Source organism: Variovorax sp. J2P1-31 (assembly GCF_030317215.1).
Classification (GTDB): Bacteria; Pseudomonadota; Gammaproteobacteria; order Burkholderiales; family Burkholderiaceae_C; genus Variovorax.
In genome coordinates this window covers 2,063,457-2,087,794 of the sequence record NZ_JASZYA010000001.1, presented here as the reverse complement: position 1 = coordinate 2,087,794, position 24,338 = coordinate 2,063,457, and the positions used below count along the sequence as shown (strand labels likewise).

Genomic DNA, 24,338 nt, shown 5'->3' with positions numbered 1-24,338 from the left:
CCGTTTTCAGGGCATGTTCAACCTGAACGACGGTCGATGGGGTCGAGGTGACGAACCGTCGTCGAACGGCGAGCGCCCGAGCGGCCAACGCCCCGATGCCGACCCGCCTCCGGGGAACAACAACAACCGCCCGCGAGGCCAGGGCCCCAACCAGGGACCGCCGGACCTCGACGAGCTCTGGCGTGACTTCAACCGCAAGCTCGGCGGCCTGTTCGGCGGCAACGGCGGCGGCAACCGGCCACCCGGTGGCAATGGCGGGGGCAACGGCTTCAAGCCCGACATGAAGAACGCCGGCTACGGCATCGGCCTGATCGCCGGCGTGGCCGTGCTGATCTGGCTGGGCACCGGCTTCTTCATCGTGAACGAAGGCCAGCAGGCCGTGATCACGCAGTTCGGCCGCTACAAGGAGACCGTGAACGCGGGCTTCAACTGGCGCCTGCCGTACCCGATCCAGCGCCACGAGCTGGTGGTGGTCACGCAGATCCGCTCGACCGACGTGGGCCGCGACAGCATCGTGCGCTCCACCGGCCTGCGCGAGTCGGCCATGCTGACCGAGGACGAGAACATCGTCGAGATCAAGTTCGCCGTGCAGTACCGCCTGAGCGACGCCCGCGCCTACCTCTACGAGAGCAAGGCACCGGCCGACACGGTGGTGCAGGTCGCCGAGACCGCGGTGCGCGAAGTCGTCGGCAAGATGAAGATGGATGCCGCGCTGGCCGAGGAACGCGACCAGATCGCGCCCCGCGTGCGCACGCTGATGCAGACCATCCTCGACCGCTACAAGGTCGGCGTGGAAGTCGTCAACATCAACCTGCAGCAGGGCGGCGTGCGTCCGCCCGAGCAGGTGCAGGCGGCCTTCGACGACGTGCTCAAGGCCGGCCAGGAGCGCGAGCGCGCCAAGAACGAGGCCCAGGCCTATGCCAACGACGTGGTGCCGCGCGCTACCGGTACGGCGTCGCGCCTGAAGGAAGAGTCCGAAGCCTACAAGGCGCGCATCGTGGCCCAGGCCCAGGGTGATGCCGGCCGCTTCAGCGCGGTGCTGGCCGAGTACCAGAAGGCGCCGCAGGTCACGCGCGACCGCATGTACACCGACGCCATGCAGCAGATCTACACCAACACCACCAAGGTGCTGGTCGATTCCAAGTCGGGCTCGAACCTGCTGTACCTGCCGCTGGACAAGCTGATGCAGATGACCGGCGCCAACGTGGCCGGTGCGCCGGCCGACGGTGCCAGCCCGAACGTGGCCGGCACGGCGCCGACCCAGTCCTCGGTGATTCCGGTCGCACCGATCAACAACGATGCGCGGGTGCGCGACGGCCGCACGCGCGATCGCGACGGACGCTGAGCGGGAGAACAAGAACATGAACAGAATCGGATTCATCGCATCGACGATCCTGGTGGCGCTCGCGCTGCTGAGCTCGACGCTCTTCGTGGTCGACCAGCGCCAGTTCGGCGTGGTCTACCAGCTCGGCCAGATCAAGAACGTGATCACCGAACCCGGCCTCAACTTCAAGATGCCGCCGCCGTTCCAGAACGTGTCGTACATCGACAAGCGCCTGCTGACCCTGTCCAGCCTCGAGGCCGAGCCCATGCTGACGGCCGAGAAGCAGCGCGTGGTGATCGACTGGTACGTGCGCTGGCGCGTGAGCAACCCCTCGGACTACATCCGCAACGTGGGCCTCGACGAGAACGCCGGCGCGGTGCAGCTCAACCGCGTGGTGCGCAACGCCTTCCAGGAAAACGTCAACAAGCGCACCGTGCGCGACCTGATCTCGGTGCGCCGCGAGCAGCTGATGGCCGACGTGCAGCGCGAGGTGCTGGCCGTGGTCAAGGGCGAGAAGCCCTGGGGCGTGGACATCATCGACGTGCGCATCACCCGCGTGGACTATGTGGAAGCGATCACCGAATCGGTCTACCGCCGCATGGAAGCCGAGCGCAAGCGCGTGGCCAACGAGCTGCGTTCGACCGGCTTCGCCGAAGGCGAGAAGATCCGCGCCGACGCCGACCGCCAGCGTGAAGTGACCGTGGCCAACGCCTACCGTGATGCGCAGAAGATCAAGGGCGAGGGCGATGCCCAGGCCGCTTCCTCGTACAGCGAGGCCTTCGGCCGCGATCCGCAGTTCGCCCAGTTCTACCGCAGCCTCGACGCCTACAAGCAGAGCTTCAACAAGAAGAGCGACGTGCTGGTGGTCGATCCGGCGTCGTCCGACTTCTTCAAGGCGCTGCGCAGCCCGGGTTCCGCCAACTCGCGCTGAGGCCTCCGCCCGTGAGCGCCGACGTCTTCTGGAGCGCGCTCGCGCTCGTGCTGGTGATCGAAGGGCTGCTGCCCTTCGTTTCGCCCGGCGGATGGCGGCGCGGCTTCGGCCAGCTGATGCAGCTGCGCGACGGCCAGCTGCGCTTCTTCGGCCTCTGCAGCATCCTGCTCGGCCTGCTTCTTCTCTGGCTCCTGGCCTGAATTTGCGCATCGCGCCGACCGCCGCGGCATGACCCGCGGCCGAGGTGCTCGCGCGGGCCGGTAGAATCCCTGTTTAACCACGAGCCCGATCCCCCATGTCCGCTTGGGTCCTCCCGGATCACATTGCCGATGTGCTGCCCTCCGAGGCGCGCCACATCGAAGAACTTCGACGCGAACTGCTCGACACCGCCCGTGGCTACGGCTACGAGCTGGTGATGCCGCCGTTGCTCGAGCACCTCGAATCCCTGCTGTCCGGCACGGGAGAGGCGCTCGACCTCCAAACCTTCAAGCTGGTCGACCAGCTCTCGGGCCGCACCATGGGCCTGCGCGCGGACACCACGCCGCAGGTCGCACGCATCGACGCCCATCTGCTGAACCGGCAGAGCGTGACGCGACTGTGCTACTGCGGCCCGGTGGTGCATACGCGCCCCGACCGGCCCCACGCCACGCGTGAGCCGCTGCAGTTCGGCGCCGAGATCTACGGCCATGCCGGGCTCGAGGCCGACACCGAGGTGCTGCTGCTCGCGCTCGACTGCCTGCGGGCCTCGGGCCTGGCGCAGGGCGCGATCGTCGACCTGGCCGATGCGCGCATCGTGCGCTCCCTGTTCGCCGGCGTGCCGGCCGACGCGGCGTTGCTGGGCCGCGTGCACGCGGCGCTGGTCGCCAAGGACGCGAGCGAACTGCGCGCGCTCACGCGCGACTTCCCGCTGGCGGCCCGCGAAGGCCTGCTGGCCCTGGTCCAGCTCTACGGCGACGCCGCCGTGCTCGACGAGGCGGCCCGCGTGCTGCCCCCGAGCCCGGAAGTGCGTGCCGCGCTGGCCGACCTGAAGCAGCTGGGTGGCCGGATCGAGGGCGCGCAGATCAGCTTCGACCTGTCCGACCTGCGCGGCTACGCCTACTACAGCGGCATGCGCTTCGGCATCTATGTCGACGGCGCGGCCGATGCGCTGGTGCGCGGCGGCCGCTACGACGAGGTCGGGGCGGTCTTCGGGCGCAACCGGCCGGCGGTCGGCTTCAGCCTCGACCTGCGCGAGCTGGTCGGCGTGCTGCCGACGCGGCCCCTGCGCGCGGCCATCCGGGCACCATGGAGCGACGCGGCCGGGCTGCGCGCGGCCATCGCGGCGCTGCGCGCGCAGGGCGAGACCGTGGTCTGCGTGCTGCCGGGCCATGACAGCGAAATCGACGAATTCCAATGCGACCGCGAGCTCGTCGAGCACGCCGGCCAATGGAATGTCCAAGCCATCTGAATCTTGAAAAGCGGAACATCATGAGCGTTACCACCGGAAGAAACGTGGTCGTCGTCGGCACCCAGTGGGGCGACGAAGGCAAGGGCAAGCTGGTCGACTGGCTGACGGAGAGCGCCCAGGGCGTGGTCCGTTTCCAGGGCGGCCACAACGCGGGCCACACGCTGGTCATCAACGGCGTGAAGACCGCGCTGCACCTGATCCCGAGCGGCATCATGCGCCCCGGCGTCAAGTGCTACATCGGCAACGGCGTGGTGCTGTCGGCGGCCAAGCTGTTCGAGGAGATCGAAGGCCTGGAGAAGGCCGGCGTCGAGGTGCGTTCGCGCCTGCGCATCAGCGAGGCCTGCCCGCTGATCCTGCCCTTCCACGCCGCGCTGGACATCGCGCGCGAGGCCTACCGCGAAAAGGGCGGCATCGAGAAGATCGGCACCACCGGCCGCGGCATCGGCCCGGCCTACGAGGACAAGATCGCGCGCCGTGCGCTGCGCGTGCAGGACCTCAAGCACCCCGAGCGTTTCGCGACCAAGCTGCGCGTGCTGCTCGACCTGCACAACCACGTGCTGACGCAGGTGCTGAGCGCGCCGGCGATCGACTTCGACACCGTGTTCGACGAGGCCATGCGCCACGCCGAGCTGCTCAAGCCCATGATGGCCGACGTTTCGCGCGAACTCAACGACGCACACAAGGCCGGCGCCAACCTGCTGTTCGAAGGCGCGCAGGGCACGCTGCTCGACGTCGACCACGGCACCTACCCCTACGTCACCTCCAGCAACTGCGTGGCCGGCAACGCCGCCGCCGGTTCGGGCGTGGGCCCGGGCATGCTGCACTACATCCTGGGCATCACCAAGGCCTACTGCACCCGCGTGGGCGGCGGTCCGTTCCCGACCGAGCTCGACTGGGAACAGCCCGGCACCCCGGGCTACCACATGAGCACCATCGGCGCCGAGAAGGGCGTGACCACCGGCCGCAGCCGCCGTTGCGGCTGGTTCGACGCCGCGCTGCTCAAGCGCTCGGCGCAGGTCAACGGCCTGTCGGGCCTGTGCATCACCAAGCTCGACGTGCTGGACGGCCTGGAGAAGCTCGAGCTGTGCACCGGCTACATCCTCGACGGCGAGCACACCGACATCCTGCCGATGGGCGCCGACGAGATCGAGCGCTGCACGCCCGTCTACGAGACGCTCGAAGGCTGGACCGAGAGCACGGTGGGCGTCACGCAGTACGACAAGCTGCCGATCAACGCGCGGCTCTACCTGCAGCGCATCGAACAGGTGACCGGCGTGCCGATCCACATGGTGTCGACCAGCCCCGATCGCGATCACACGATCATGATGCGCCACCCCTACCTCGCGGACTGAGCCCACCCCCCGAAGCGGCGCACTGCGTGTCGCCGCCTCCCCCTCGAGGGGCGATGCCAGCGGCCCGGCGAAGCCGGTTCCGCGGCAGCCCTGGCATCGAGGGCGCCGGTTTGAAGCGACGAGTCCTTCATGGACCCCCGAACACTGAAAGGAATAACGAACATGTTGACCGAAGACGGCAAGCATCTCTACGTCAGCTACGACGAGTACCACAACCTGATCGAGAAGCTCGCGATCAAGGTGCACCAGTCGGGCTGGCAGTTCGACACCATCCTGTGCCTCGCGCGCGGCGGCATGCGCCCGGGCGACGTGCTCTCGCGCATCTTCGACAAGCCGCTGGCGATCATGTCGACCAGTTCCTACCGCGCCGACGCCGGCACGGTGCAGGGCCACCTCGACATCGCGCGCTTCATCACCACGCCCAAGGGCGAGATCGCCGGCAAGGTGCTGCTGGTCGACGACCTGGCCGACTCGGGCCATACGCTGCATGCCGTGATGGACATGCTGCGCAACAACTACCCGCCGATCACCGAGCTGCGCAGCGCCGTGATCTGGACCAAGGCGCTGTCGACCTTCACGCCCGACTACCAGGTCGAGTTCCTGGCGACCAACCCCTGGATCCACCAGCCCTTCGAAGGCTATGACTCGCTGGGCGCCGAGAAGCTGCTGGAGAAGTGGTCGGTCTGATGCGGCCGCCGCCCCGTCGCTTCAGCCGGCGGGGTTGAGCAGCATCGCGGTGTAGCGCCGCTGCATTTCTTCCGGCGTCAGCTTCTCGATGCTGTGCCCCACGTTCCAGCGATGCCCGAACGGGTCTCGAAACACGCCGGAACGTTCCCCGTAGAACTGGTCCTGCGGCGCCATGTCCAGCGTGGCGCCGGCCGCGACCGCGCGCGCCACCACCGCGTCGGCATCGTCGACGTGCAGGTGCAGCGAGACCGCCGTGCCGCCCAGCGTCTTCGCGCTGAGGATGTTGAATTCGGCGAACTCGTCCGAGAGCATCAGCACCGCGCCGTGGTGGAAGTCCAGCTCCGCATGGCCGATGCGGCCGCTGGGTTCGGTCAGGCGGAAGATCTCCTTCACCTCGAACACCTCGCAATAGAAGTCGATGGCCGCGCCGGCGTCGTGCACGCACAGGTACGGAAACAGTTCGTGGATGGCCATGGTGCTTTCCTTCCCGATGAAGAGGGGGGCGAAGCGCCGATTCTGCGGCGCCGGACCGTCCGCGTCATCCCCGGGCGCGAAGGCCCCTGGGAGGGGCGGGAAGCGCGCCGGCGCATCGTGCGACGGGCACGCTAGCATCGAGGCCATGAGCAAGCCTTCCACGACCCTGATCCACCACCCCTACAGCCCGCCGCGCAACTTCGCCGCGCCGCAGCCCGGCATCTACAAGGCCTCGACCGTGTTCTTCGCCGACGTGGCCGCGATGCGCGCGCGCGACTGGAAGACCAAGGCCGGCTACACCTACGGCCTGCACGGCACGCCCACCACCTTCACCCTCGAGGCCCGCCTGGCCACGCTGGAGGGCGGCAGCGACTGCCTGCTGGTGTCGAGCGGGCTGGCGGCCATCGCGCTGGTCTCCTTCGCCTTCCTCAAGGCCGGCGACGAGGTGCTGATTCCCGACAACGCCTACGGCCCCAACAAGGCGCTGGCCACCGGCGAGCTGGCGAATTTCGGCATCACGCACCGGCTCTACGACGCGATGAACCCGGCCGACCTCGCGGCCAAGCTGTCGGAGCGCACGCGGCTGGTCTGGGTCGAAGCCGCGGGCTCGGTCACGATGGAGTTCCCGGACCTGCCCGCGCTGGTCGACCTCTGCCGCGCGCGCGGCGTGATGACCGCGCTCGACAACACCTGGGGCGCGGGCCTGGCCTTCGCGCCCTTCGATCTCGACGGCACGGGGCAGGGCGTCGACATCTCGGTCCATGCGCTCACCAAGTACCCGAGCGGCGGCGGCGACGTGCTGATGGGCAGCGTGATCACCAACGAGCCACGCCTGCACCAGGCGCTCAAGCTCACCCACATGCGCATGGGCTGGGGCGTGGGCGTGGGCGACGTCGAGACGCTGCTGCGCTCGCTGCCCAGCATCGCGCTGCGCTACGACGCGCACGACCGCAATGCGCGCGTGCTGGCGCGCTGGATGCAGGACCGCGAGGAGATCGCCCAGGTGCTGCATCCGGCGCTGCCGGGCTCGCCCGGCCATGCGCACTGGCAGCGCCTGTGCGGCGAGACCGACCGCGCGGCCGGCCTGTTCTCGGTGGTGTTCGACGAGCGCTACGGCGCCGAGCAGATCGACCGCTTCTGCGACAGCCTCGAACTCTTCAAGCTGGGCTATTCGTGGGGCGGGCCGGTCAGCCTGGTGGTGCCCTACGACATCGGCCTGATGCGCGACGCCAGCGTGGCCCGCTGGCCCCATCGCGGCACGCTGGTGCGCTTCTCGATCGGCCTCGAGGCGGTGGAAGACCTGCAGGCCGATCTGGCGCAGGCGCTCGCCGCGCTCTGAACGCGCGCCGATATCGCGTACAGTCAGAGCACACGCAGTCACCCGGACTGCCCGCCCCAAGGAGAAGCAGTGGCAACACCCAACTACGGCTACGAGAAGCGCCAGAAAGAGCTGGCCAAGAAGAAAAAGAAGGAAGAGAAGCTGAGGGAGAAGAGCCAGCGCAAGCTCAATCCGAGCAGCGAGGGGCTGGCCCCCGGCGATCCGGAAACCGACGTGGCGTCGCTGGAACGCGATCCGCCCACGCCGCCGGACCTTCCGACCAAGAACGGTTGAGGCCCACCGGTCTGAAAAAAGCCGCACTGCTCGAGGGCAGGGCGGCTTTTTCTTTTTGTCGCGTGGGGGGCCTACTTGGGCAGCAGCTTGCGCAGCTCGGGCCAGACGTTGTCGAGCATGCGGGGCTGGGCGCTCGCCACCGGGTGGATGCGGTCGGGCTGGAACAGCGACGCGGCATCGGGCCCGTCGGCCACGCCGCGCAGCAGGAAGGGCACGACCGCCGCCTGCGTGGCCTTGGCCACCTTCTCGAAGATGGCCTCGAAGCGGCGCAGGTAGTCGCCGCCGTAGTTGGGCGGCACCTGGATGCCGACGATCAGCACCTTGGCGCCGGCGGCCTGCGCGGCCTTGGTCATCTGCAGCAGGTTGTCCTCGGTGTTCTGGATCGGCAGGCCGCGCAGCGCGTCGTTGCCGCCGAGCTCGAGCACGACGTGGGTCGGCTTGTGCTGCGCCAGCAGCGCCGCCAGCCGCGCCCGGCCGCCCGAGGTGGTGTCGCCGCTGATGCTGGCGTTGACCACGGTGGCGGCGATCTTCTGCTCGGCCAGGCGCTTTTCCATCAGGGGCACCCAGCCCTCGCCGCGCTTGAGGCCGTACTCGGCCGACAGCGAGTCGCCCACCACCAGGATCACCGGCTTGCCGGCCCTGGGCGCCTGCGCGAAGGCCGCGCTCCAAGCCCCTGAATTGCCGACGAGCATGCCCGCCACGATAAAGTCACGTCGATTCACCACGCAAAGCCTTTCAATGTCCCAAGCCCCCTCCGAAGCAATTGTTGCCGTCGACCATGTTTTCAAGTCCGTCACCGATTCGGCCGGCACGCTGGACATTCTGCAGGACATCCATTTCACCCTGGGGGCCAGGGAGACCGCAGCCATCGTCGGGGCTTCGGGTTCGGGCAAGAGCACGCTGCTGTCGATCGTCGCGGGGCTGGACACGCCCACGCGCGGCACGGTGAAGCTGGCCGGGCAGGACATCTTCGCGGTCGACGAGGACGACCGCGCCGCGCTGCGCGCGCAGAAGGTGGGCTTCGTGTTCCAGAGCTTCCAGCTGCTGGCCAACCTCAGCGCGCTGGAGAACGTGATGCTGCCGCTGGAACTGGCCGACCGCAGGGACGCGCGCAAGGCCGCCACCGAGATGCTCGGCCGGGTCGGCCTGGGCCAGCGCCTGGGCCACTATCCCAAGGTGCTGTCGGGCGGCGAGCAGCAGCGCGTGGCGCTGGCCCGGGCCTTCGTCGTGCAGCCGCAGCTGCTGCTGGCCGACGAGCCCACGGGCAGCCTGGACTTCGCGACCGGCGAGCAGGTCATGAAGCTGATGTTCGACCTCAACCGCGAACTCGGGACCACGCTGGTGCTGGTGACGCATGATCGGGGCATCGCGGCGCAGTGCGAGCGCCGCATCACCATCGAGGCCGGCCGCATCGGCGCCGACGAGAGGACCTCCATCCGATGATCGTTCCCGCGCACTGGGCCGAAGGCCGCATCCAGACCGTCGTCGACGGCCGGCAGCTCACCGTGCGCCGCTTCGGCTGGTCCGACGAGAGCCCGCTGGCGGCCCAGGCCCATGCCGACGAGCGCACGCGCGCGGCACTGGCGCGCATCCAGGCCGGTGAAACGCTCCCGCGGCGCGAAGCCAAGACGGCCTACAACGGCGCCGATGGCATGCCCATCCGCGAGCAGATCGTGCGCCGCGAGGGCGAGACCCTGATCACCCGCAACGGCTACGGCGCGCTGTGCCTCAACACGCCCGACGTGCTGTTCGTGGACATCGACTTCGAGGACGCGGAAGCCGCGCCGCGTCGCAAGGGCCAGGGCCTGCCCCGGCCGCTGGCGGTGGTGATGGCGGTGCTGGCCGCGGCCGCGGCGGCGGTCGTCACCGGCTCGGCCCTCTCGGCGGCGGGTGTGGGCGCGGTGGTCCTGAGCCTGCTGTGGTGGGTGCCGGGGCGGCGCCAGGACAAGGCGGAGAACGAGCCACCGCCGCAGGCGCCGGCCACGCCTGAGCAGCGCGCGCGCCAGCGCATCGAGCGCTTCGTCTTCCAGCATCCCGACTGGCATCTGCGCCTCTACCGCACGCCTGCCGGCCTGCGTGCATTGGCCATGCACCGGACCTTCTCCGCCAACGAGCCGGCGGTGGCCGACTGCTTCCATGAACTGGGCGCCGACACGGTTTATGCGCGCATGTGCCGCAACCAGAACTGCTTTCGCGCGCGCGTGAGCCCCAAGCCCTGGCGCATCGGCATCGACGAACACCTGCGGCCGCGCCCTGGTGTCTGGCCGGTGGCGCTGGAGCGCATGGACGAACGCGAAGCCTGGGTCGCGCGCTACGAGCGGGCGGCCGCCGGCTACGCGGCCTGCACCTTCATCGAGGCCGTGGGCGCCTCGGCCGCGGTCCATCCCTCGGCCGAGGCGGTGCAGCGCCTGCACGACGCGCTCAGCGGCGCGCAAAGCGGCCTGCCGGCGGCCTGAGCCCGCGGAGGGGCGAGGCGGGCAGGGATAATCCCCGCATGTCTTCCCCCAAAGTGATCTTCGGCTTCCACGCCGTGGGCGTGCGTCTCAAGACCGCGCCGAAATCGGTGATCGAAGTCTTCTTCGACGCCAGCCGCCGCGATGCGCGCATGCAGCAGTTCAAGGCCCGCGCGCAGGATGCCGGTGTGCGGCTGGTCGAGGCCGACGGCCTGCGCCTGGCCAAGCTCAGCGGCAGCCACGGCCACCAGGGCGTGGCCGCGCGCGTCGAGCCGATCCCGCAGACCCATTCGCTGGACGAACTGCTGGAAGGCCTCGAGGCCGCGGGCACCATGCCGCTGCTGCTGGTGCTCGACGGCGTGACCGACCCGCACAACCTCGGCGCCTGCCTGCGCGTGGCCGACGGTGCCGGCGCCCATGCGGTGATCGCCCCGCGCGACCACGCGGCCGGCATCAACGCCACCGTCGCCAAGGTGGCCAGCGGCGCGGCCGAGACCGTGCCCTATTTCATGGTGACCAACCTGTCGCGCACCTTGGGCGAACTCAAGGAGCGCGACATCTGGTGCGTGGGCACCAGCGACGACGCGCCCGGCACGCTCTACCAGAGCGACCTCAAGCGCCCGCTCGCGCTGGTGCTCGGCGCCGAAGGCGCGGGCATGCGCCAGCTCACGCGCAAGAACTGCGACGAACTCATCAGCATCCCGATGCTGGGCGCGGTCGAGAGCCTCAACGTGTCGGTGGCCAGCGGCGTGTGCCTCTACGAGGCGATGCGCCAGCGGATCAGCCTGGGCTGAAGACCCAAGGTTTCAGACGTCCAGCCAGGGCGAGCCTTCGGCCGCGGTGGCCGTGAGCATCTCGTGCTCGCTGGCGCCCAGCGCCTCGGCCAGCGCCTGGCGCACGAGTTCGGGCGTGTTGTTCTGCTCGCTCAGGTGGGCCGCCACCACATGCCGCAGGCCCGCGTGGTGCACCGCGCGCGCGATGTCCGCCGCGGCCGCGTTCGACAGGTGGCCGTAGTTGCCGCCCACGCGCTGTTTGAGGAAGCCCGGATAGGCCGAGGCCGCGAGCATGCGGCTGTCGTGGTTGCATTCCAGCAGCAGGGCGTCGAGGCCGGCCAGGCGCGCCATCACGTGCGGCGTGGCATGGCCCAGGTCGGTCAGCACGCCCAGGCTGCGGGCGCCGTCGGTGCAGCGCAGCTGCAGCGGCTCGCGCGCGTCGTGCGGCACGGTGAAGGGCTGCACGCCCAGCTCGCCGACCTCGATGTCGAGGCCGTCGCGCGCCAGCTTCAGTTGCCCTTCGAAATCACGTCCCCCCGTCGCGAGCCAGGTGCCTTCGCTCATCCAGACGGGCAGGCGCTCACGGCGCGACAGCGCATGCGCGCAGCCGATGTGGTCGCCGTGTTCGTGGGTGATGAAGACCGCGTCGATGTCGCTGGCCGCGAGGCCGGCGCGGGCCAGCCGCGCGTCGAGGTGGCGCAGCGTGAAGCCGCAGTCGATCAGCAGGCGGGAGGTGCGGCCGCCGCTGGTCGCTTCGACCAGCGTGGCATTGCCCGTGCTGCCGCTGCCCAGGCTTCGGAAGCGCAGCATCTAGTGAATGTCTTTTCGAGGAACACCGCGGAACCGGCTTTGCCGGGCCGCAGGTGTTGCCCCCTCGAAGGGGGAGGGAGAAGCGACACGCAGTGCGCGAAGCCTGGGGGTGGTCACTTCAAGTCGTCGGCGATGACCTGGACGATGCGCTGCGCGTTGGCCGTCGTGTCGGGCACGCCGGCTTCGTTGAGCACCGACACCGTGCTGGTCTCGCCCTGGCTCTTGACCAGGATGCGGAACTTGAGCGGCGACTCGTCCTTGCTCGCGCTGCCCAGGCTCAGCAGCTTGCTGAACAGGTTCGGTTCCTTCTTGTCCGGGTTGGGCGTCACGTAGCGCACGAAGTAGGTGCCAGCGCTGCGGTCGCGGTCTTCCACGGTGAAGCCGGTGCGGTCGAGCGCCAGGCCGACACGGCGCCAGGCGCGGTCGAAGCCTTCGTTGATCTGCACGCCCGGACGGCCGTCGATGGTGGCCACGCGCGCGGCGGAGGGCGCCACGGCGGCGCTGGCGGTCAGCGCCTTGGACTGCTCTTGCGAGACGCCCAGCTTGACCATCAGGCGGCGCAGGAATTCGGTCTCGAGTTCGGGGTCGCTGGGGCGCGGCTGCCAGACGGTCTGCTCCTTGCGGGCGTCGCTGTAGACCTCGGCCATGCCGCGGTGGCTGACGTAGATCTCGGTGCCGGTGGGCGTGCGCTCCAGGCGGGTGCGGAAGCGGTCGAGTTCGCCGGTCGAGTAGACCGAGTCGAGCAGCTTGCCGAGGGTGCCGCGGATGATGTCCTGCGGCAGCTTGGCGCGGTTCTCGGCCCAGTCGGTTTCCATGATGCCCAGGTTGCGCTGGTCGGTGGTCAGCAGGAAGCCGCTTTCCTGCCAGAAGTCGCGCACCGGTTCCCAGAGCTGGTCGGCCGGACGGTTGACGACGATCCAGCGCTGGTTGCCCGAGCGCTCCATGCGCACGTCGCCCAGCGTGGCGACCGCGGTCGGCACGCCCGGGGCGTCGATCTTGCCGGCCTGCAGGCTGTTGGCCGACACCGTGCCGCCGGGCACGGCGTAGCGGTTGTCGCGCGAGAGTTGGGTCAGATCGGGTGGCACCTCGAGCGACGGCGCCTTGCCGGCGCTCTTGTAGTCGATCTTGTCGCTCTCGAAGACCGAGCAGGCGGCCAGGCTGGCAACGAGGGCCAGCAGTGCGAATCGCGATAAATTCTTCAACGTCGTCTTCCTTGGTGGAATGGTTCGATCAAATCGATGGGCCGCGGTGGCCGCCCTGTGAGAGTCGAGCTCGCACAAAAGGTTGCGCCCGCGGTGAAAAGGTCAGTCCCGGAGCAGGCCGGTGGTGCGCAGCGCGGCTTCGACCGCGGGGCGGCAGCTGTCGCTCAAGGGGGTCAGCGGCAGCCGCATCGTGCCGCCGCACAGGCCCATGCGGGCCATGGCCCACTTGAGCGGGATCGGGTTGGGCTCGATGAAGAGGTTGCGATGCACGGGCATCAGCTCGAACTGGATGCGCATCGCGGTGGCGACGTCGCCGGCGATGGCCGCCATGCACAGCTCGTGCATCTTGCGCGGCGCGATGTTGGCGGTGACGCTGATGTTGCCCTTGCCGCCGCACAGCATGAGCGCGACCGCGGTCGGGTCGTCGCCGGAGTACACGCCGAAGCGCGCGGGCAGGTCGCGGATCAGCCATTGCGCGCGTTCGATGTTGCCGGTGGCTTCCTTGATGCCGATGATGCCCGGCACCTGGGCCAGCCGCAGCACGGTGTCGTGCGCCATATCGGCCACGGTGCGGCCCGGCACGTTGTAGAGCACCACGGGCAGGTCGCCCACGGCCTCGGCGATGGCCTTGAAGTGCTGGTACTGGCCTTCTTGCGTCGGCTTGTTGTAGTAGGGCACCACCTGCAGCTGCGAGTCGGCGCCTACGCCCTTGGCGAACTTGGCGAGCTCGATCGCTTCCTTGGTGGAGTTGGCGCCGCAGCCGGCCATCACGGGCACGCGGCCACGGGCCTGTTCGACCGAGACGCGGATGATCTCGCAATGCTCTTCGACGTCGACCGTCGGCGATTCGCCGGTGGTCCCGACCACGCCGAGGCAGTCGGTGCCTTCGTCGATGTGCCAGTCGATCAGCCGGCGCAGGGCGGGATAGTCGACGCTACCGTCTTCATGCATCGGCGTGGCGAGAGCGACGATGCTGCCTGTGAGTTGCTCCAAGGGATTCTCTTTTGTCGGTTGGACGAAACCGGAGATTCTACCGACTGGCCGCCGGCCCCTCGAGCGGGGCCCGCCAGGGCGTTTCGCCCGCGCGGACGGCCGCGATCCGCTGCACGAAACGCGCCGGTGCGTCGAGGAAGCCGTCCTCGTAGGCCACGATGCGCAGGCCGGCGCAGGCGGCGATCAGTTCGCCGGGCTGGAGCAGGAAGTCGGGCCGCGAGGGCTTGCCCACCGTCTCGTTGCCGGCCGCGAAGGTTTCGTAGAGCAGCACGCCGCCCGGCGCGACCGCGGCCACGATGTCGGCGAGGCGGGGACGCCAGAGGTAGTTCGTCACCACCACGCCGCCGAAATGCCGGCCGGCATAGGGCCAGGGCCCGCCCTCGATGTCGGCCTGCAGCACTTCGCCATACGCGGCCGCGGCGCGCGCCGCCTCGTCGGCGCGGTCGACGCCGGTGACCGGGTGGCCGCGCCCGGCGAACCAGCGCATGTGCCGTCCGCTGCCGCAGGCCACGTCGAGCACGGCGGCGCCGGCCGGGACCAGGTGCGACCAGCGGGCGACCCAGGCGGAGGGCGCGGCGGGGGGCGTGGGGGTGTTCAGAAACAGGCCCAGAGCTGGTCGATCATCGTGACCATGAAGGCCGGCTGCGTGTACATGAGGAACACGCCGCCCAGCGCCGCCGTGGCCGCGGCGAAGCCGGCAATCTGCAGCAGGCGGTGGCGTCGTGCGCTCGTCATGCTCAGGCCGGTTGCGGCACCGGCCGCGCGATGGCGCTTTCCTTGACCGGCAGGTTGATCAGGGCCGCGAACACGCCGAGCGCGATCGCGATGTACCAGACCACGTCGTAGCTGCCGGTGCGGTCGTAGAGGAAGCCGCCCAGCCAGACGCCCAGGAAGGAGCCGACCTGGTGGCCCAGGAACACGAAGCCGCTGAGCATCGAGAGATGGGCCACGCCGAAGATCTGCGCCACCAGCGCGTTGGTCGGCGGGATGGTCGACAGCCACAGCATGCCCATCACGCCCGCGAACACGTAGACCGACACCGGCGACAGCGGCACGACCAGGAACAGCGTGATCGCGACGGCGCGCGCGAGGTAGATGAAGGCCAGGATCTTGCGCTTGGCCAGGCGCTGGCCCAGCGTGCCGGCGGCATAGGTGCCGACCACGTTGAACAGCCCGATCAGCGCCAGCGCATAGCTCGCGACCTCGGGCGACAGGCCCTTGTCCTTGAGGTAGCTGGGCATGTGGACGCCGATGAACACCACCTGGAAGCCGCAGACGAAATAGCCGGCCATCAGCAGGCCGAAGCTGGGGTACTTGAAGGCTTCGATCACGGCCTGGACGATGGTCTGGTCGCGGTGGGCGCCGCCGGTCGCCACCGCCGCGCGGCGCGGTTCGCGCAGGCCGATCGCCAGCGGCACGATCAGCAGCACCACCGCGGCCAGCGCCATCAGCGCCGTGTGCCAGCCGAGGCGCGCGATCAGCTGGCCTTCGATCGGCACCATCAGGAACTGGCCGAAGGAGCCCGCCGCGGCGGCCACGCCCATGGCCCAGGAGCGGCGCTCGGCCGGAATCTGGCGTCCGATCACGCCGTAGATCACCGCGTAGGTGGTGCCGGCCTGGGCCGCGCCGATCAGCACGCCGGCCGTCAGCGCGAACAGCAGCGGGGTCGGCGACAGCGCCATGCCGGCCAGGCCCAGCGCGTAGAGCAGGGCGCCGATCCAGAGCACGCGGAAGGCGCCCAGCTTGTCGGCCAGCATGCCGGCGAACACGCCCATCACGCCCCAGGACAGGTTCTGGATCGCGATGGCCAGCGAGAAGGTCTGGCGCGTCCAGCCCTGTTCCTGGGTGATCGGCTGCAGCCACAGGCCGAAGCCGTGGCGGATGCCCATGGAGAGCGTGACGATGAGCGCGCCGCAAAGCAGGACCTGCTTGGTCGACAGGGTTTGACCGGGAGAATGCATCCTCTGACTTTAGCCAAGTCCCGGCGCCGATGCCGGGCCCGGCATTGGTGAAATTTCCGCCGCCTTTCGATGAGGGCGGCGCATGGGTGAGGCTCAGCGCGCCGGAAAGCCGTGCGGCGCCCGCCAGGCGAGCCACAGCGCCGGCGCCAGCAGCGCGATCAGCGACCAGGGCAGCGCGCCCGCGCCGAAGCCCTGCAGCAGCAGGCCGCCCAGCAGGCCGCCGCCCGCGATGGCCAGGTTCCAGGCCGTGACCACCATCGACTGCGCCACGTCGGCCGAGGCGCCGGCCGCCTGCGCCGAGGCGGTCTGGAACAGCGTGCCCGCGCCGCCGAAGGCCAGGCCCCAGAGCGCCACGCCGGCACACACCGCTGCGGGCGATCCCGCGGCGACGCCGAGGACCAGCGCCGTGAGCCCGAAGACGGCCGTGCTGGCCAGCACCAGTTCGCGCAGCCAGCGGTCGATCAGCAGGCCGGTGATCCAGATGCCCGCCACCGAAGCCAGGCCGAACACCAGCAGCACCAGGTCGACCCGTGCGCCGAGCCCGGCATGCGCCAGGAAGGGCGCGATGTAGGTGTAGAGGATGTTGTGCGCCAGCACGAAGGCCAGCATCACCGCCAGCACCGGCCGCACGCCCGGCAGCAGGAAGACGCGCCTCACGCTGGTCCGCTGCCCGGCGGCCTGCCCCGGGAAGTCGGGCACTTGCCAGCGCACCCAGCCGAGCAGCAGCAGCGACAGCGCCGACATCACGAGGAAGGCCGGGCGCCAGCCCACGCCCGTGCCCAGCAGCGTGCCCGCCGGAATGCCCAGCGACAGCGCCAGCGGCGCGCCCAGCATGGCCACCGCGATGGCGCGGCCCTGCATCGAGGGCGGCACCATGCGGCCCGCATGCCCGGCCACCAGCGCCCAGAGCAGCCCGGCGAACACGCCGGCGAAGAAGCGCGCGGCCAGCGTCAGCGGGTAGCTGTGCGACAGCGCGGTGACCGTGTTGACCAGCGCGAAGCCGCCGATCGCGAGCATCAGCAAAGGGCGCCGGCGCCAGCCGCGGGTGAACGCGACCAGCGGGATGGCGGCGAGCAGCGAGCCGAGCGCATAGACCGTCACCATCTGGCCGACCAGCGCGGGCGTGATGGACAGATCGGCGCCGATCTGCGGCAGCAGGCCGGCCGGCATGGCCTCGGTGAGGATGGTGACGAAGCTGGCAGCGGCCAGCGCGAGCAGGCCGGACAGCGGGAGCCGGGTGCTGGAAGGGAGGGTTTGAAGCGGTAGGGATGACATGCGGCCCACGATAGGCAGAAGCCGACTCCGGAAAAAGGGGGATACAGTTCTACTCAATGCGGACATCTGATTCCGCAATGGAGCCCTTCATGGACAGCCTCAGCGGCCTGGCCGTTTTCATCCAGGTCGCCGAGACCCGCAGCTTCGTCACCGCCGGCCGGGCGCTGGGCGTGTCGGCGTCGGCCATCGGCAAGCGCGTGGCGCGGCTCGAGGAGCGGCTGGGCGTGCGGCTGTTCCACCGCAGCACCCGCAGCATCACGCTCACCGCCGAAGGCGCGCTGTTCCTGGCGCGCAGCCGGCGGGTGCTGGCCGAGGTCGAGGCGGCCGAGCAGGAGCTCTCGCATTCGGCGGGCGCGCCGCGCGGCAAGCTGCGCGTGAGCCTGCCGCTGGTGAGCTCGCTGGTGCTGCCCCTGCTGGCCGACTTCGCGAGCACCCGGCGATCGAGCTCGACCTCGACTTCAGCGACCGGCTGGTGGACGTGATCGAGGAGTGCTTCGACGCCGTGGTGCGCACCGGCGAACTCGGCGATTCGCGGCTCTCGGTGCGCCGGCTGGGCGCGTTCTCGCAGCTGCTGGTGGCCTCGCCCGACTACCTGCAGCGCTGCGGCACGCCCGCCACGCCCGCGGACCTGGCGGCGCACGCCTGCCTGCACTACCGCTACCCGGCCACCGGCAAGGTGGAGGTCTGGCCGCTGCAACCCGGGCCCGACGGCGCCGAGGCCAGGCCGCCGACCTCCATGATCTGCAACAACATGGAAACCCGGCTGTGTTTCGCGCTGCGCGGGCGCGGCATCGCGCTGCTGCCGGACTTCTGCGTGCGCGAGGCCCTGGCCGCGGGCCGTTTGCAAGCGGTGCTGGCCGGGCACTTGCGCCCGCACGCCATCGGGCTGGGCGTGCTGTGGCCTTCGGGGCGCCATCCCTCGCCCAAGCTGCGGGCCTTCGTCGACTTCCTGGGGGCCCGCATGTTTGTCGCGGACCCCGCGGCTGTATGAACATCCAGTTGTTTCAACTTCACTGACTACAATCCGCCCCCATGGCGACTCCCCTCAAGACCCCTCCCGAATATTCCGAAGGCTCGATCCGCGTCCTCAAGGGCCTCGAACCTGTCAAGCAACGCCCGGGCATGTACACCCGGACCGACAACCCGCTGCACATCATCCAGGAAGTGCTGGACAACGCCGCCGACGAGGCGCTGGCCGGCTACGGCAAGAAGATCAAGGTCACGCTGCACACCGATGCCTCGGTGAGCATCGAGGACGACGGCCGGGGCATTCCCTTCGGCCTGCACCCCGAGGAAAAGGCCCCGGTGGTCGAGCTGGTGTTCACCCGGCTGCACGCCGGCGGCAAGTTCGACAAGGGCTCGGGCGGCGCCTACAGCTTCTCCGGCGGCCTGCACGGCGTGGGCGTGAGCGTGACCAATGCGCTGTCGACGCGGCTCGAAGTCGTCTCCTACCGCGAAAGCTCGGTGGCCCAGCTGGCCTTCTCGGCCGGCGACGTGATCGAGGCGCTGGTGGTCCGCCCGCAGACCGGCGGCGACCGCAAGCAGGGCACCACGGTGCGCGCCTGGCCCGATGCCAAGTACTTCGAGGTCGCCACACTGCCGATGGGTGAGCTCACCCACCTGCTGCGCAGCAAGGCGGTGCTGATGCCGGGCGTGAGCGTCACGCTGGTCAACGAGAAGACCAAGGAAACGCAGACCTGGCTCTACAAGGGCGGCCTGCGCGACTACCTGATGCAGACGCTCAACGGCGAGCCGGTGATTCCGCTGTTCGAAGGCGCGGGCCATGCCGACAAGAACGCCGACAACTTCGCCGAAGGCGAGGGCGCCGACTGGTGCGTGGCCTTCACCGAAGACGGCCAGCCGGTGCGCGAGAGCTACGTCAACCTGATCCCCACCAGCGCCGGCGGCACGCACGAGAGCGGGCTGCGCGACGGCCTGTTCACGGCGGTCAAGGGCTTCATCGAGCTGCATTCGCTGCTGCCCAAGGGCGTGAAGCTGCTGCCGGAAGACGTGTTCGCGCGGGCTTCGTACGTGCTGAGCGCCAAGGTGCTCGACCCGCAGTTCCAGGGCCAGATCAAGGAACGGCTCAATTCGCGCGACGCGGTGCGGCTGGTGTCGAGCTTCGTGCGTCCCGCGCTCGAGCTGTGGCTCAACCAGCACGTCGACTACGGCAAGAAGCTGGCCGAGCTGGCCATCAAGGCCGCGCAGACGCGCCAGAAGGCCGGCCAGAAGGTCGAGAAGCGCAAGGGCTCGGGCGTGGCCGTGCTGCCGGGCAAGCTCACCGATTGCGAGAGCAAGGACATCAGCCACAACGAGGTCTTCCTGGTCGAGGGCGACTCGGCCGGCGGCAGCGCCAAGATGGGCCGCGACAAGGAGTCGCAGGCGGTGCTGCCGCTGCGCGGCAAGGTGCTCAACACCTGGGAGGTCGAGCGCGACCGGCTGTTCGCCAACACCGAAATCCACGACATCTCGGTGGCCATCGGCGTCGATCCGCACGGCCCCAACGACACGCCCGACATGAGCGGCCTGCGCTACGGCAAGGTCTGCATCCTGTCCGATGCCGACGTGGACGGCTCGCACATCCAGGTGCTGCTGCTCACGCTGTTCTTCCGCCATTTCCCCAAGTTGATCGAAACCGGCCACGTGTATGTCGCGAAGCCGCCACTGTTTCGGGTCGATGCGCCCGCGCGCGGCAAGAAGCCGGCGGCCAAGGTCTACGCGCTGGACGAGGGCGAGCTGGTTGCCATCCTGGACAAACTGCGCAAGGATGGCGTGCGCGAAGGCGCCTGGAGCATCAGCCGCTTCAAGGGCCTGGGCGAAATGAGCGCGGAACAATTGTGGGAAACCACGCTCAATCCCGACACGCGCCGCCTGCTGCAGGTCGGCCTCGGCCGGCTGGCCTTCGGCGAGACCGAGGGCGAGATCACCAAGCTCATGGGCAAGGGCGAGGCCGCGGCGCGGCGCGAACTGATGGAAATCCGGGCCGACGACATCGAGGTGGATGTCTGAGCCTGCGCTCCCGCATCCCCTGCGAATCACGATTGGAACGCATCGCTTGAACGCCGTGAAGAAGTCCGCGACGCACGCCCGAGCCCTGCTGGCGGGCCTCGTGCTGCTCGCCGCGCAGCCGCTGGTGCATGCCGCCGACATCTACGGCTATGTGGACGAGCGCGGCGTGGCGCATTTCGCCTCCGAGAAGCTCGACGCGCGCTACCAGGTCTTCTTCAAGGGCGGCCAGGATTTCGACACCGCCCAGGGCATCGCGCCGCTGGGCATCGCGCGCGCGCCCAAGGACGTGCGCGGCGGCGCGGTGCCGCCGGCCGCGCAGACCCTGCTGGCGCTGTTCGAAGCCTCGCCCAGCCACAGGGCGGCCAAGGCCGCGCTGCACGAGGCGGCCTCGGCGCACGCGATCGATTACGAACTGTTGCAGGCGCTGGTCGCCACCGAGTCGGGCTTCGACGCGCAGGCCGTGTCGCCCAAGGGCGCGATGGGCCTGATGCAGCTGATGCCCGGCACCGCCGAGCGCTACGGCGTGCGCGGCGACAAGCGCGCCACGCTCGAGAAGAAGCTGTTCGACCCGCGCACCAACATCGCGGCCGGTTCGCGCTACCTGCGCGACCTGATCGCGCTGTTCCAGGGCCAGATCGAGCTCGCGCTGGCCGCCTACAACGCGGGCGAGGGCGCGGTCCAGCGGGCCGGCAACAAGATCCCCAACTACCGCGAGACGCAGGACTATGTGCGCACCGTGCTGCAGCTCTACGCCTACCTCAAGCCGGGCATGGGCACGGCGCGCGGCGGCAAGGCGCCCGGGCGCGTGCGCATGGAAATGACCGTGCCCGAGGGCGGCGCCGCGGGCCGCGGCAACCTGCCGCCCGCGCAGCCCTGGCGCATGCCGGCGCTGCCGGCCGCGCCCGAGGCCCGTTCCGAATCCGCGCCGGCCGCCACCGAATAAACAGACAGACAGAGTTACCGAGAAGCAAGAAAGACATGGACGAACAACCCACGCTCGACCTCCAGAGCCCCGAAGATCCCAGCAAGCTGACGCTGGCCGACTACGCGCAGACCGCCTACCTCGAGTACGCGCTGTCGGTGGTCAAGGGCCGCGCGCTGCCCGACGTGAGCGACGGCCAGAAGCCGGTGCAGCGCCGCATCCTGTACTCGATGTCGCGCATGGGCCTGGGCTTCGGCGGCGCCAACGGCACGGTCGGCGCCAAGCCGGTCAAGAGCGCCCGCGTGGTGGGCGACGTGCTGGGCCGCTTCCATCCGCACAGCGACCAGGCCGCCTACGACGCGCTGGTGCGCATGGCACAGGACTTCTCGCAGCGCTATCCGCTGGTCGACGGACAGGGCAACTTCGGCAGCCGCGACGGCGACGGCGCCGCCGCCATGCGCTACACCGAAGCACGCCTGGCGCGCATCACCAGCCTGCTGCTCGACGAGATCGACGAGGGCACGGTCGACTTCATCCCCAACTACGACGGCAGCACCGAGGAGCCGCGCCTGCTGCCCGCGCGGCTGCCCTTCGTGCTGCTCAACGGCGCCAGCGGCATCGCGGTCGGCCTGGCCACCGAGATCCCGAGCCACAACCTGCGCGAGATCGCCGACGCCTGCGTGGCGCTGATCAAGTCGAACGGCAAGCTCGGCGACGAGGAGCTGCTGCAGATCGTGCCCGGCCCCGACTACCCCGGCGGCGCGCAGATCATCAGCAGCGCCAACGACATCGCCGAGGCCTACCGCACCGGCCGCGGTTCGCTCAAGGTGCGCGCGCGCTGGAAGATCGAGGACCTGGCGCGCGGCCAGTGGCAGCTGGTGGTCAACGAGCTGCCGCCGGGCGTGAGCACGCAGAAGGTGCTGGAAGAGATCGAGGAGATCACCAACCCCAAGGTCAAGGCCGGCAAGAAGGCGCTCACGACCGAGCAGACCAACCTCAAGGCCGCGCTGCTGTCGGTGCTCGACGTGGTGCGCGACGAGTCGAGCAAGGACGCGGCCGTGCGGCTGGTGTTCGAGCCCAAGACCTCGCGCATCAGCCAGGAGGAGTTCATCACCACGCTGCTCGCGCAGACCTCGCTGGAAAGCTCGTCGTCGATCAACCTCACGATGGTCGGCATCGACGGCAAGCCGGTGCAGAAGTCGCTGCGGCAGATGCTCAACGAGTGGATCGCCTTCCGCGAGATCACGGTCGAGAAGCGCTCCAAGCATCGCCTGGGCAAGGTCCAGGACCGGATCCACATCCTCGAGGGGCGGCAGCTGGTGCTGCTCAACATCGACGAGGTGATCGCGATCATCCGCGCGGCGGAGGACCCGAAGGCCGCGCTGATCGCGCGCTTCGACCTCAGCGAGCGCCAGGCCGAGGACATCCTCGAGATCCGGCTGCGCCAGCTCGCACGGCTCGAAGCCATCAAGATCGAGCAGGAGCTCAAGGGCCTGCGCGAGGAGCAGAAGAAGCTCGAGGACATCCTGGGCAGCCCGGCCGCGCTGCGCCGGCTGCTGGTGAAGGAAATCGAAGCCGATGCCAAGAGCTTCGAGGACCCGCGCCGCACGCTGATCCAGGCCGAGAAGCGCGCCGTGGCCGAGGTCAAGGTGGTCGACGAGCCGGTCACGGTGATCGTCTCGCAGAAGGGCTGGGTGCGCACGCAGAAGGGCTGGGCCAGCGAGAAGGCCGCCGCGGGCGGCGCGCCGGTCGAGTACAGCTTCAAGTCGGGCGACACGCTCTACGGCGCCTTCGAGTGCCGTTCGGTCGACACGCTGCTGGTCTTCGGCACCGCCAAGGACAAGGGCGTGCGCGTCTACACCGTGCCCGTGGCCTCGCTGCCCGGCGGCCGCGGCGACGGCCAGCCCGTGACCACGCTGATCGAACTCGACAGCGGCACCCATGTCGCGCATTACTTCGCCGGCCCCGCGGGCGCGCAGCTGCTGCTGTCGAACACCGGCGGCTACGGCTTCATCGCCTCGGTCGAGAACATGATGTCGCGCCAGCGCGGCGGCAAGGCTTTCATCGACGTGGGCGAGGGCGAGCAGCTGTGCCGGCCCTCGCTGGTGGGCGGCGCCAGCGGCGCCGAGCCGCAGCCGGCCGCCACGCACGTGGCCTGCGCCTCGACCGGCGGCCGCATCCTGACCTTCGAGATCACCGAACTCAAGGCGCTGCCCAAGGGCGGCCGCGGGCTCACGCTGATCGACCTCGAAGCCAAGGACACGCTGGCCGGTGCCGCGGCCTACACGCGCAGCGTGAAGATCGAGGGCCTGGGGCGCGGCGGCAAGGAGCGCGACGAGACGCTGGAGATCCGCTCGCTCAACAACGCCAAGACCACGCGCGGCCGCAAGGGCAAGGCGGCCGACCTCGGCTTCAAGCCGATGTCCATCGTGCGGGTGCAATGACCATGGGCGGCCTCGATCTCAGCACGCTGGGCATGGTGGTGGCCGTGGTCACCGGCCTCGGCAGTTATTTCCTCGGGCGCCGCTGGCGCCAGGGCCGGGTGGCGAAGAAGCAGGCGCGCGAGCGCGCCGCGCTCGAAGCCACGCAGTCGCGCCAGGTCCGGCGCGCGCGCGAACGCAGCCAGCGCCGCTGAGGCGCTCGCAGGTGTGGCATCTTTCTGACGTCCGCCGGTCAAGGCCCATGGCAATAATGGGCACAGGAAGAAGGAGCACACACACATGGACAAGAACGACGACAACCTCGATGTCACGGCCAAGCTGGCGTTCGACCTGAACCTGGCGCTGTACCTGGATCTGGTGGCCGTCCTCGAGAAGTCGGGCGTGGTCACCTACCGGCAGATGGCCGCGCGCATCCTGAGCATCAGCATGGACGCGCAGGACGACGGCGATGCGCCCCTGTCGAAGGCACTGGAAGGCATCGCCAAGGGTTTTGCAGGGCAGGGCGATGGCCTGTCGATCGGCCTGATGAAGGCCGCGCACGACGTGCGCAACGACGAAGCCATGGGCGACATCCCCATGCGACCCGACGAGGGCTGAGAACCGGGGCAGGGGCCGCTGGCGGCCCGCCCTTCGCGTGTTCTGACGTGCATCGCGCGTCCTGGCCGACCCGGC

Annotated in this window: 25 protein-coding genes and 1 pseudogene; 17 read left to right on the top strand and 9 right to left on the bottom strand. The window is 69.6% G+C overall.

Features of this window, described 5'->3' with window-relative positions; all coding sequences use genetic code 11:
• Nucleotides 1-13: 13 nt before the first annotated feature.
• The 6 genes from hflK (at nucleotide 14) to QTI20_RS09665 (ending at nucleotide 5,741) form a co-directional block, all read left to right on the top strand.
• Nucleotides 14-1,345, top strand: coding sequence for an FtsH protease activity modulator HflK (hflK, locus tag QTI20_RS09690; RefSeq protein ID WP_286550948.1), 1,332 nt, complete (start codon nucleotides 14-16; stop codon nucleotides 1,343-1,345).
• A gap of 16 nt (nucleotides 1,346-1,361) precedes the next feature.
• Nucleotides 1,362-2,255 carry a protease modulator HflC gene (hflC, locus tag QTI20_RS09685; RefSeq protein ID WP_286548216.1) on the top strand — a complete coding sequence of 298 codons (894 nt, stop codon included), beginning with the start codon at nucleotides 1,362-1,364 and terminating at the stop codon, nucleotides 2,253-2,255.
• Nucleotides 2,256-2,266: 11 nt separating this feature from the next.
• Entirely contained in the window at nucleotides 2,267-2,455 is a 189-nt protein-coding gene (locus QTI20_RS09680; RefSeq protein ID WP_183028765.1) for a DUF2065 domain-containing protein, read from the top strand.
• 95 nt (nucleotides 2,456-2,550) lie between these two features.
• Complete coding sequence (locus QTI20_RS09675; protein WP_286548219.1) at nucleotides 2,551-3,702, top strand: ATP phosphoribosyltransferase regulatory subunit; 1,152 nt, start codon at nucleotides 2,551-2,553, stop codon at nucleotides 3,700-3,702.
• Nucleotides 3,703-3,722: 20 nt separating this feature from the next.
• On the top strand, nucleotides 3,723-5,054 hold the full coding sequence (locus QTI20_RS09670) for an adenylosuccinate synthase (protein ID WP_286548220.1): 1,332 nt from the start codon (nucleotides 3,723-3,725) through the stop codon (nucleotides 5,052-5,054).
• Between the two features lie 162 nt (nucleotides 5,055-5,216).
• Complete coding sequence (locus QTI20_RS09665) at nucleotides 5,217-5,741, top strand: phosphoribosyltransferase (RefSeq protein ID WP_183028762.1); 525 nt, start codon at nucleotides 5,217-5,219, stop codon at nucleotides 5,739-5,741.
• Nucleotides 5,742-5,762: 21 nt separating this feature from the next.
• On the opposite strand, the gene QTI20_RS09660 is transcribed toward QTI20_RS09665, so the two are convergent.
• A complete protein-coding gene (locus QTI20_RS09660; protein ID WP_286548222.1) occupies nucleotides 5,763-6,215 on the bottom strand; it encodes a VOC family protein in 453 nt (150 codons plus the stop codon).
• Nucleotides 6,216-6,360: 145 nt separating this feature from the next.
• On the opposite strand from QTI20_RS09660, the gene QTI20_RS09655 reads away from it, so the two are divergent.
• Both QTI20_RS09655 and QTI20_RS09650 read left to right on the top strand, forming a co-directional pair.
• Nucleotides 6,361-7,554 carry a PLP-dependent transferase gene (locus QTI20_RS09655; RefSeq protein ID WP_286548224.1) on the top strand — a complete coding sequence of 398 codons (1,194 nt, stop codon included), beginning with the start codon at nucleotides 6,361-6,363 and terminating at the stop codon, nucleotides 7,552-7,554.
• 69 nt (nucleotides 7,555-7,623) lie between these two features.
• A complete protein-coding gene (locus QTI20_RS09650) occupies nucleotides 7,624-7,827 on the top strand; it encodes a hypothetical protein (RefSeq protein WP_183028759.1) in 204 nt (67 codons plus the stop codon).
• Between the two features lie 71 nt (nucleotides 7,828-7,898).
• On the opposite strand, the gene QTI20_RS09645 is transcribed toward QTI20_RS09650, so the two are convergent.
• Nucleotides 7,899-8,519: an arylesterase gene (locus QTI20_RS09645; protein WP_286548226.1), complete on the bottom strand. Its 621-nt coding sequence runs from the start codon at nucleotides 8,517-8,519 to the stop codon at nucleotides 7,899-7,901.
• 46 nt (nucleotides 8,520-8,565) lie between these two features.
• On the opposite strand from QTI20_RS09645, the gene QTI20_RS09640 reads away from it, so the two are divergent.
• Genes QTI20_RS09640 through rlmB form a run of 3 tightly spaced genes read left to right on the top strand, consistent with a single transcriptional unit; the run spans nucleotide 8,566 to nucleotide 11,074 of the window.
• On the top strand, nucleotides 8,566-9,270 hold the full coding sequence (locus tag QTI20_RS09640; protein WP_286548227.1) for an ABC transporter ATP-binding protein: 705 nt from the start codon (nucleotides 8,566-8,568) through the stop codon (nucleotides 9,268-9,270).
• The gene (locus QTI20_RS09635; RefSeq protein ID WP_286548228.1) at nucleotides 9,267-10,283 is read left to right on the top strand and encodes a hypothetical protein; all 1,017 of its coding nucleotides are present in this window, start codon (nucleotides 9,267-9,269) and stop codon (nucleotides 10,281-10,283) included. Before QTI20_RS09640 ends, QTI20_RS09635 begins: the two co-directional genes overlap by 4 nt.
• 38 nt (nucleotides 10,284-10,321) lie before the next feature.
• Nucleotides 10,322-11,074, top strand: a complete 753-nt coding sequence (gene rlmB / locus QTI20_RS09630) for a 23S rRNA (guanosine(2251)-2'-O)-methyltransferase RlmB (protein ID WP_183028756.1) — start codon at nucleotides 10,322-10,324, stop codon at nucleotides 11,072-11,074.
• A gap of 12 nt (nucleotides 11,075-11,086) precedes the next feature.
• Here the strand turns inward: rlmB and QTI20_RS09625 are convergent, their stop codons facing one another.
• The 7 genes from QTI20_RS09625 to QTI20_RS09595 all read right to left on the bottom strand — a co-directional run bounded on the left by QTI20_RS09625 (nucleotide 11,087) and on the right by QTI20_RS09595 (nucleotide 17,294).
• Complete coding sequence (locus QTI20_RS09625; RefSeq protein ID WP_286548229.1) at nucleotides 11,087-11,863, bottom strand: MBL fold metallo-hydrolase; 777 nt, start codon at nucleotides 11,861-11,863, stop codon at nucleotides 11,087-11,089.
• Nucleotides 11,864-11,976: 113 nt separating this feature from the next.
• Nucleotides 11,977-13,065 carry an NlpB/DapX family lipoprotein gene (gene bamC, locus QTI20_RS09620; RefSeq protein ID WP_286548231.1) on the bottom strand — a complete coding sequence of 363 codons (1,089 nt, stop codon included), beginning with the start codon at nucleotides 13,063-13,065 and terminating at the stop codon, nucleotides 11,977-11,979.
• Nucleotides 13,066-13,167: 102 nt separating this feature from the next.
• On the bottom strand, nucleotides 13,168-14,094 hold the full coding sequence (gene dapA / locus QTI20_RS09615) for a 4-hydroxy-tetrahydrodipicolinate synthase (RefSeq protein WP_503011380.1): 927 nt from the start codon (nucleotides 14,092-14,094) through the stop codon (nucleotides 13,168-13,170).
• Between the two features lies 1 nt (nucleotide 14,095).
• Nucleotides 14,096-14,656 carry a class I SAM-dependent methyltransferase gene (locus QTI20_RS09610; protein ID WP_503011381.1) on the bottom strand — a complete coding sequence of 187 codons (561 nt, stop codon included), beginning with the start codon at nucleotides 14,654-14,656 and terminating at the stop codon, nucleotides 14,096-14,098.
• Nucleotides 14,653-14,793 carry a hypothetical protein gene (locus tag QTI20_RS09605; protein WP_286548233.1) on the bottom strand — a complete coding sequence of 47 codons (141 nt, stop codon included), beginning with the start codon at nucleotides 14,791-14,793 and terminating at the stop codon, nucleotides 14,653-14,655. The genes QTI20_RS09610 and QTI20_RS09605 overlap by 4 nt, the downstream gene beginning before the upstream one ends.
• 2 nt (nucleotides 14,794-14,795) lie before the next feature.
• Entirely contained in the window at nucleotides 14,796-16,019 is a 1,224-nt protein-coding gene (locus QTI20_RS09600; protein ID WP_286548234.1) for an MFS transporter, read from the bottom strand.
• A 93-nt stretch (nucleotides 16,020-16,112) separates the two neighbouring features.
• On the bottom strand, nucleotides 16,113-17,294 hold the full coding sequence (locus QTI20_RS09595; RefSeq protein WP_286548235.1) for an MFS transporter: 1,182 nt from the start codon (nucleotides 17,292-17,294) through the stop codon (nucleotides 16,113-16,115).
• Between the two features lie 89 nt (nucleotides 17,295-17,383).
• Between QTI20_RS09595 and QTI20_RS09590 the strand changes: the two are divergent.
• The 6 genes and pseudogenes from QTI20_RS09590 (at nucleotide 17,384) to QTI20_RS09565 (ending at nucleotide 24,263) form a co-directional block, all read left to right on the top strand.
• Nucleotides 17,384-18,285, top strand: a pseudogene (locus QTI20_RS09590) (LysR family transcriptional regulator).
• A 41-nt stretch (nucleotides 18,286-18,326) separates the two neighbouring features.
• Nucleotides 18,327-20,303 carry a DNA topoisomerase IV subunit B gene (locus QTI20_RS09585; protein WP_286548236.1) on the top strand — a complete coding sequence of 659 codons (1,977 nt, stop codon included), beginning with the start codon at nucleotides 18,327-18,329 and terminating at the stop codon, nucleotides 20,301-20,303.
• A gap of 55 nt (nucleotides 20,304-20,358) precedes the next feature.
• Nucleotides 20,359-21,246: a lytic transglycosylase domain-containing protein gene (locus tag QTI20_RS09580; protein ID WP_286548237.1), complete on the top strand. Its 888-nt coding sequence runs from the start codon at nucleotides 20,359-20,361 to the stop codon at nucleotides 21,244-21,246.
• 35 nt (nucleotides 21,247-21,281) lie between these two features.
• Nucleotides 21,282-23,669 (top strand): DNA topoisomerase IV subunit A, encoded by a 2,388-nt coding sequence (parC, locus tag QTI20_RS09575; RefSeq protein WP_286548238.1) that lies wholly within the window; start codon nucleotides 21,282-21,284, stop codon nucleotides 23,667-23,669.
• Nucleotides 23,670-23,671: 2 nt separating this feature from the next.
• The gene (locus QTI20_RS09570; RefSeq protein WP_286548239.1) at nucleotides 23,672-23,860 is read left to right on the top strand and encodes a hypothetical protein; all 189 of its coding nucleotides are present in this window, start codon (nucleotides 23,672-23,674) and stop codon (nucleotides 23,858-23,860) included.
• Between the two features lie 85 nt (nucleotides 23,861-23,945).
• Complete coding sequence (locus QTI20_RS09565; protein ID WP_183028744.1) at nucleotides 23,946-24,263, top strand: hypothetical protein; 318 nt, start codon at nucleotides 23,946-23,948, stop codon at nucleotides 24,261-24,263.
• Nucleotides 24,264-24,338: the final 75 nt, after the last annotated feature.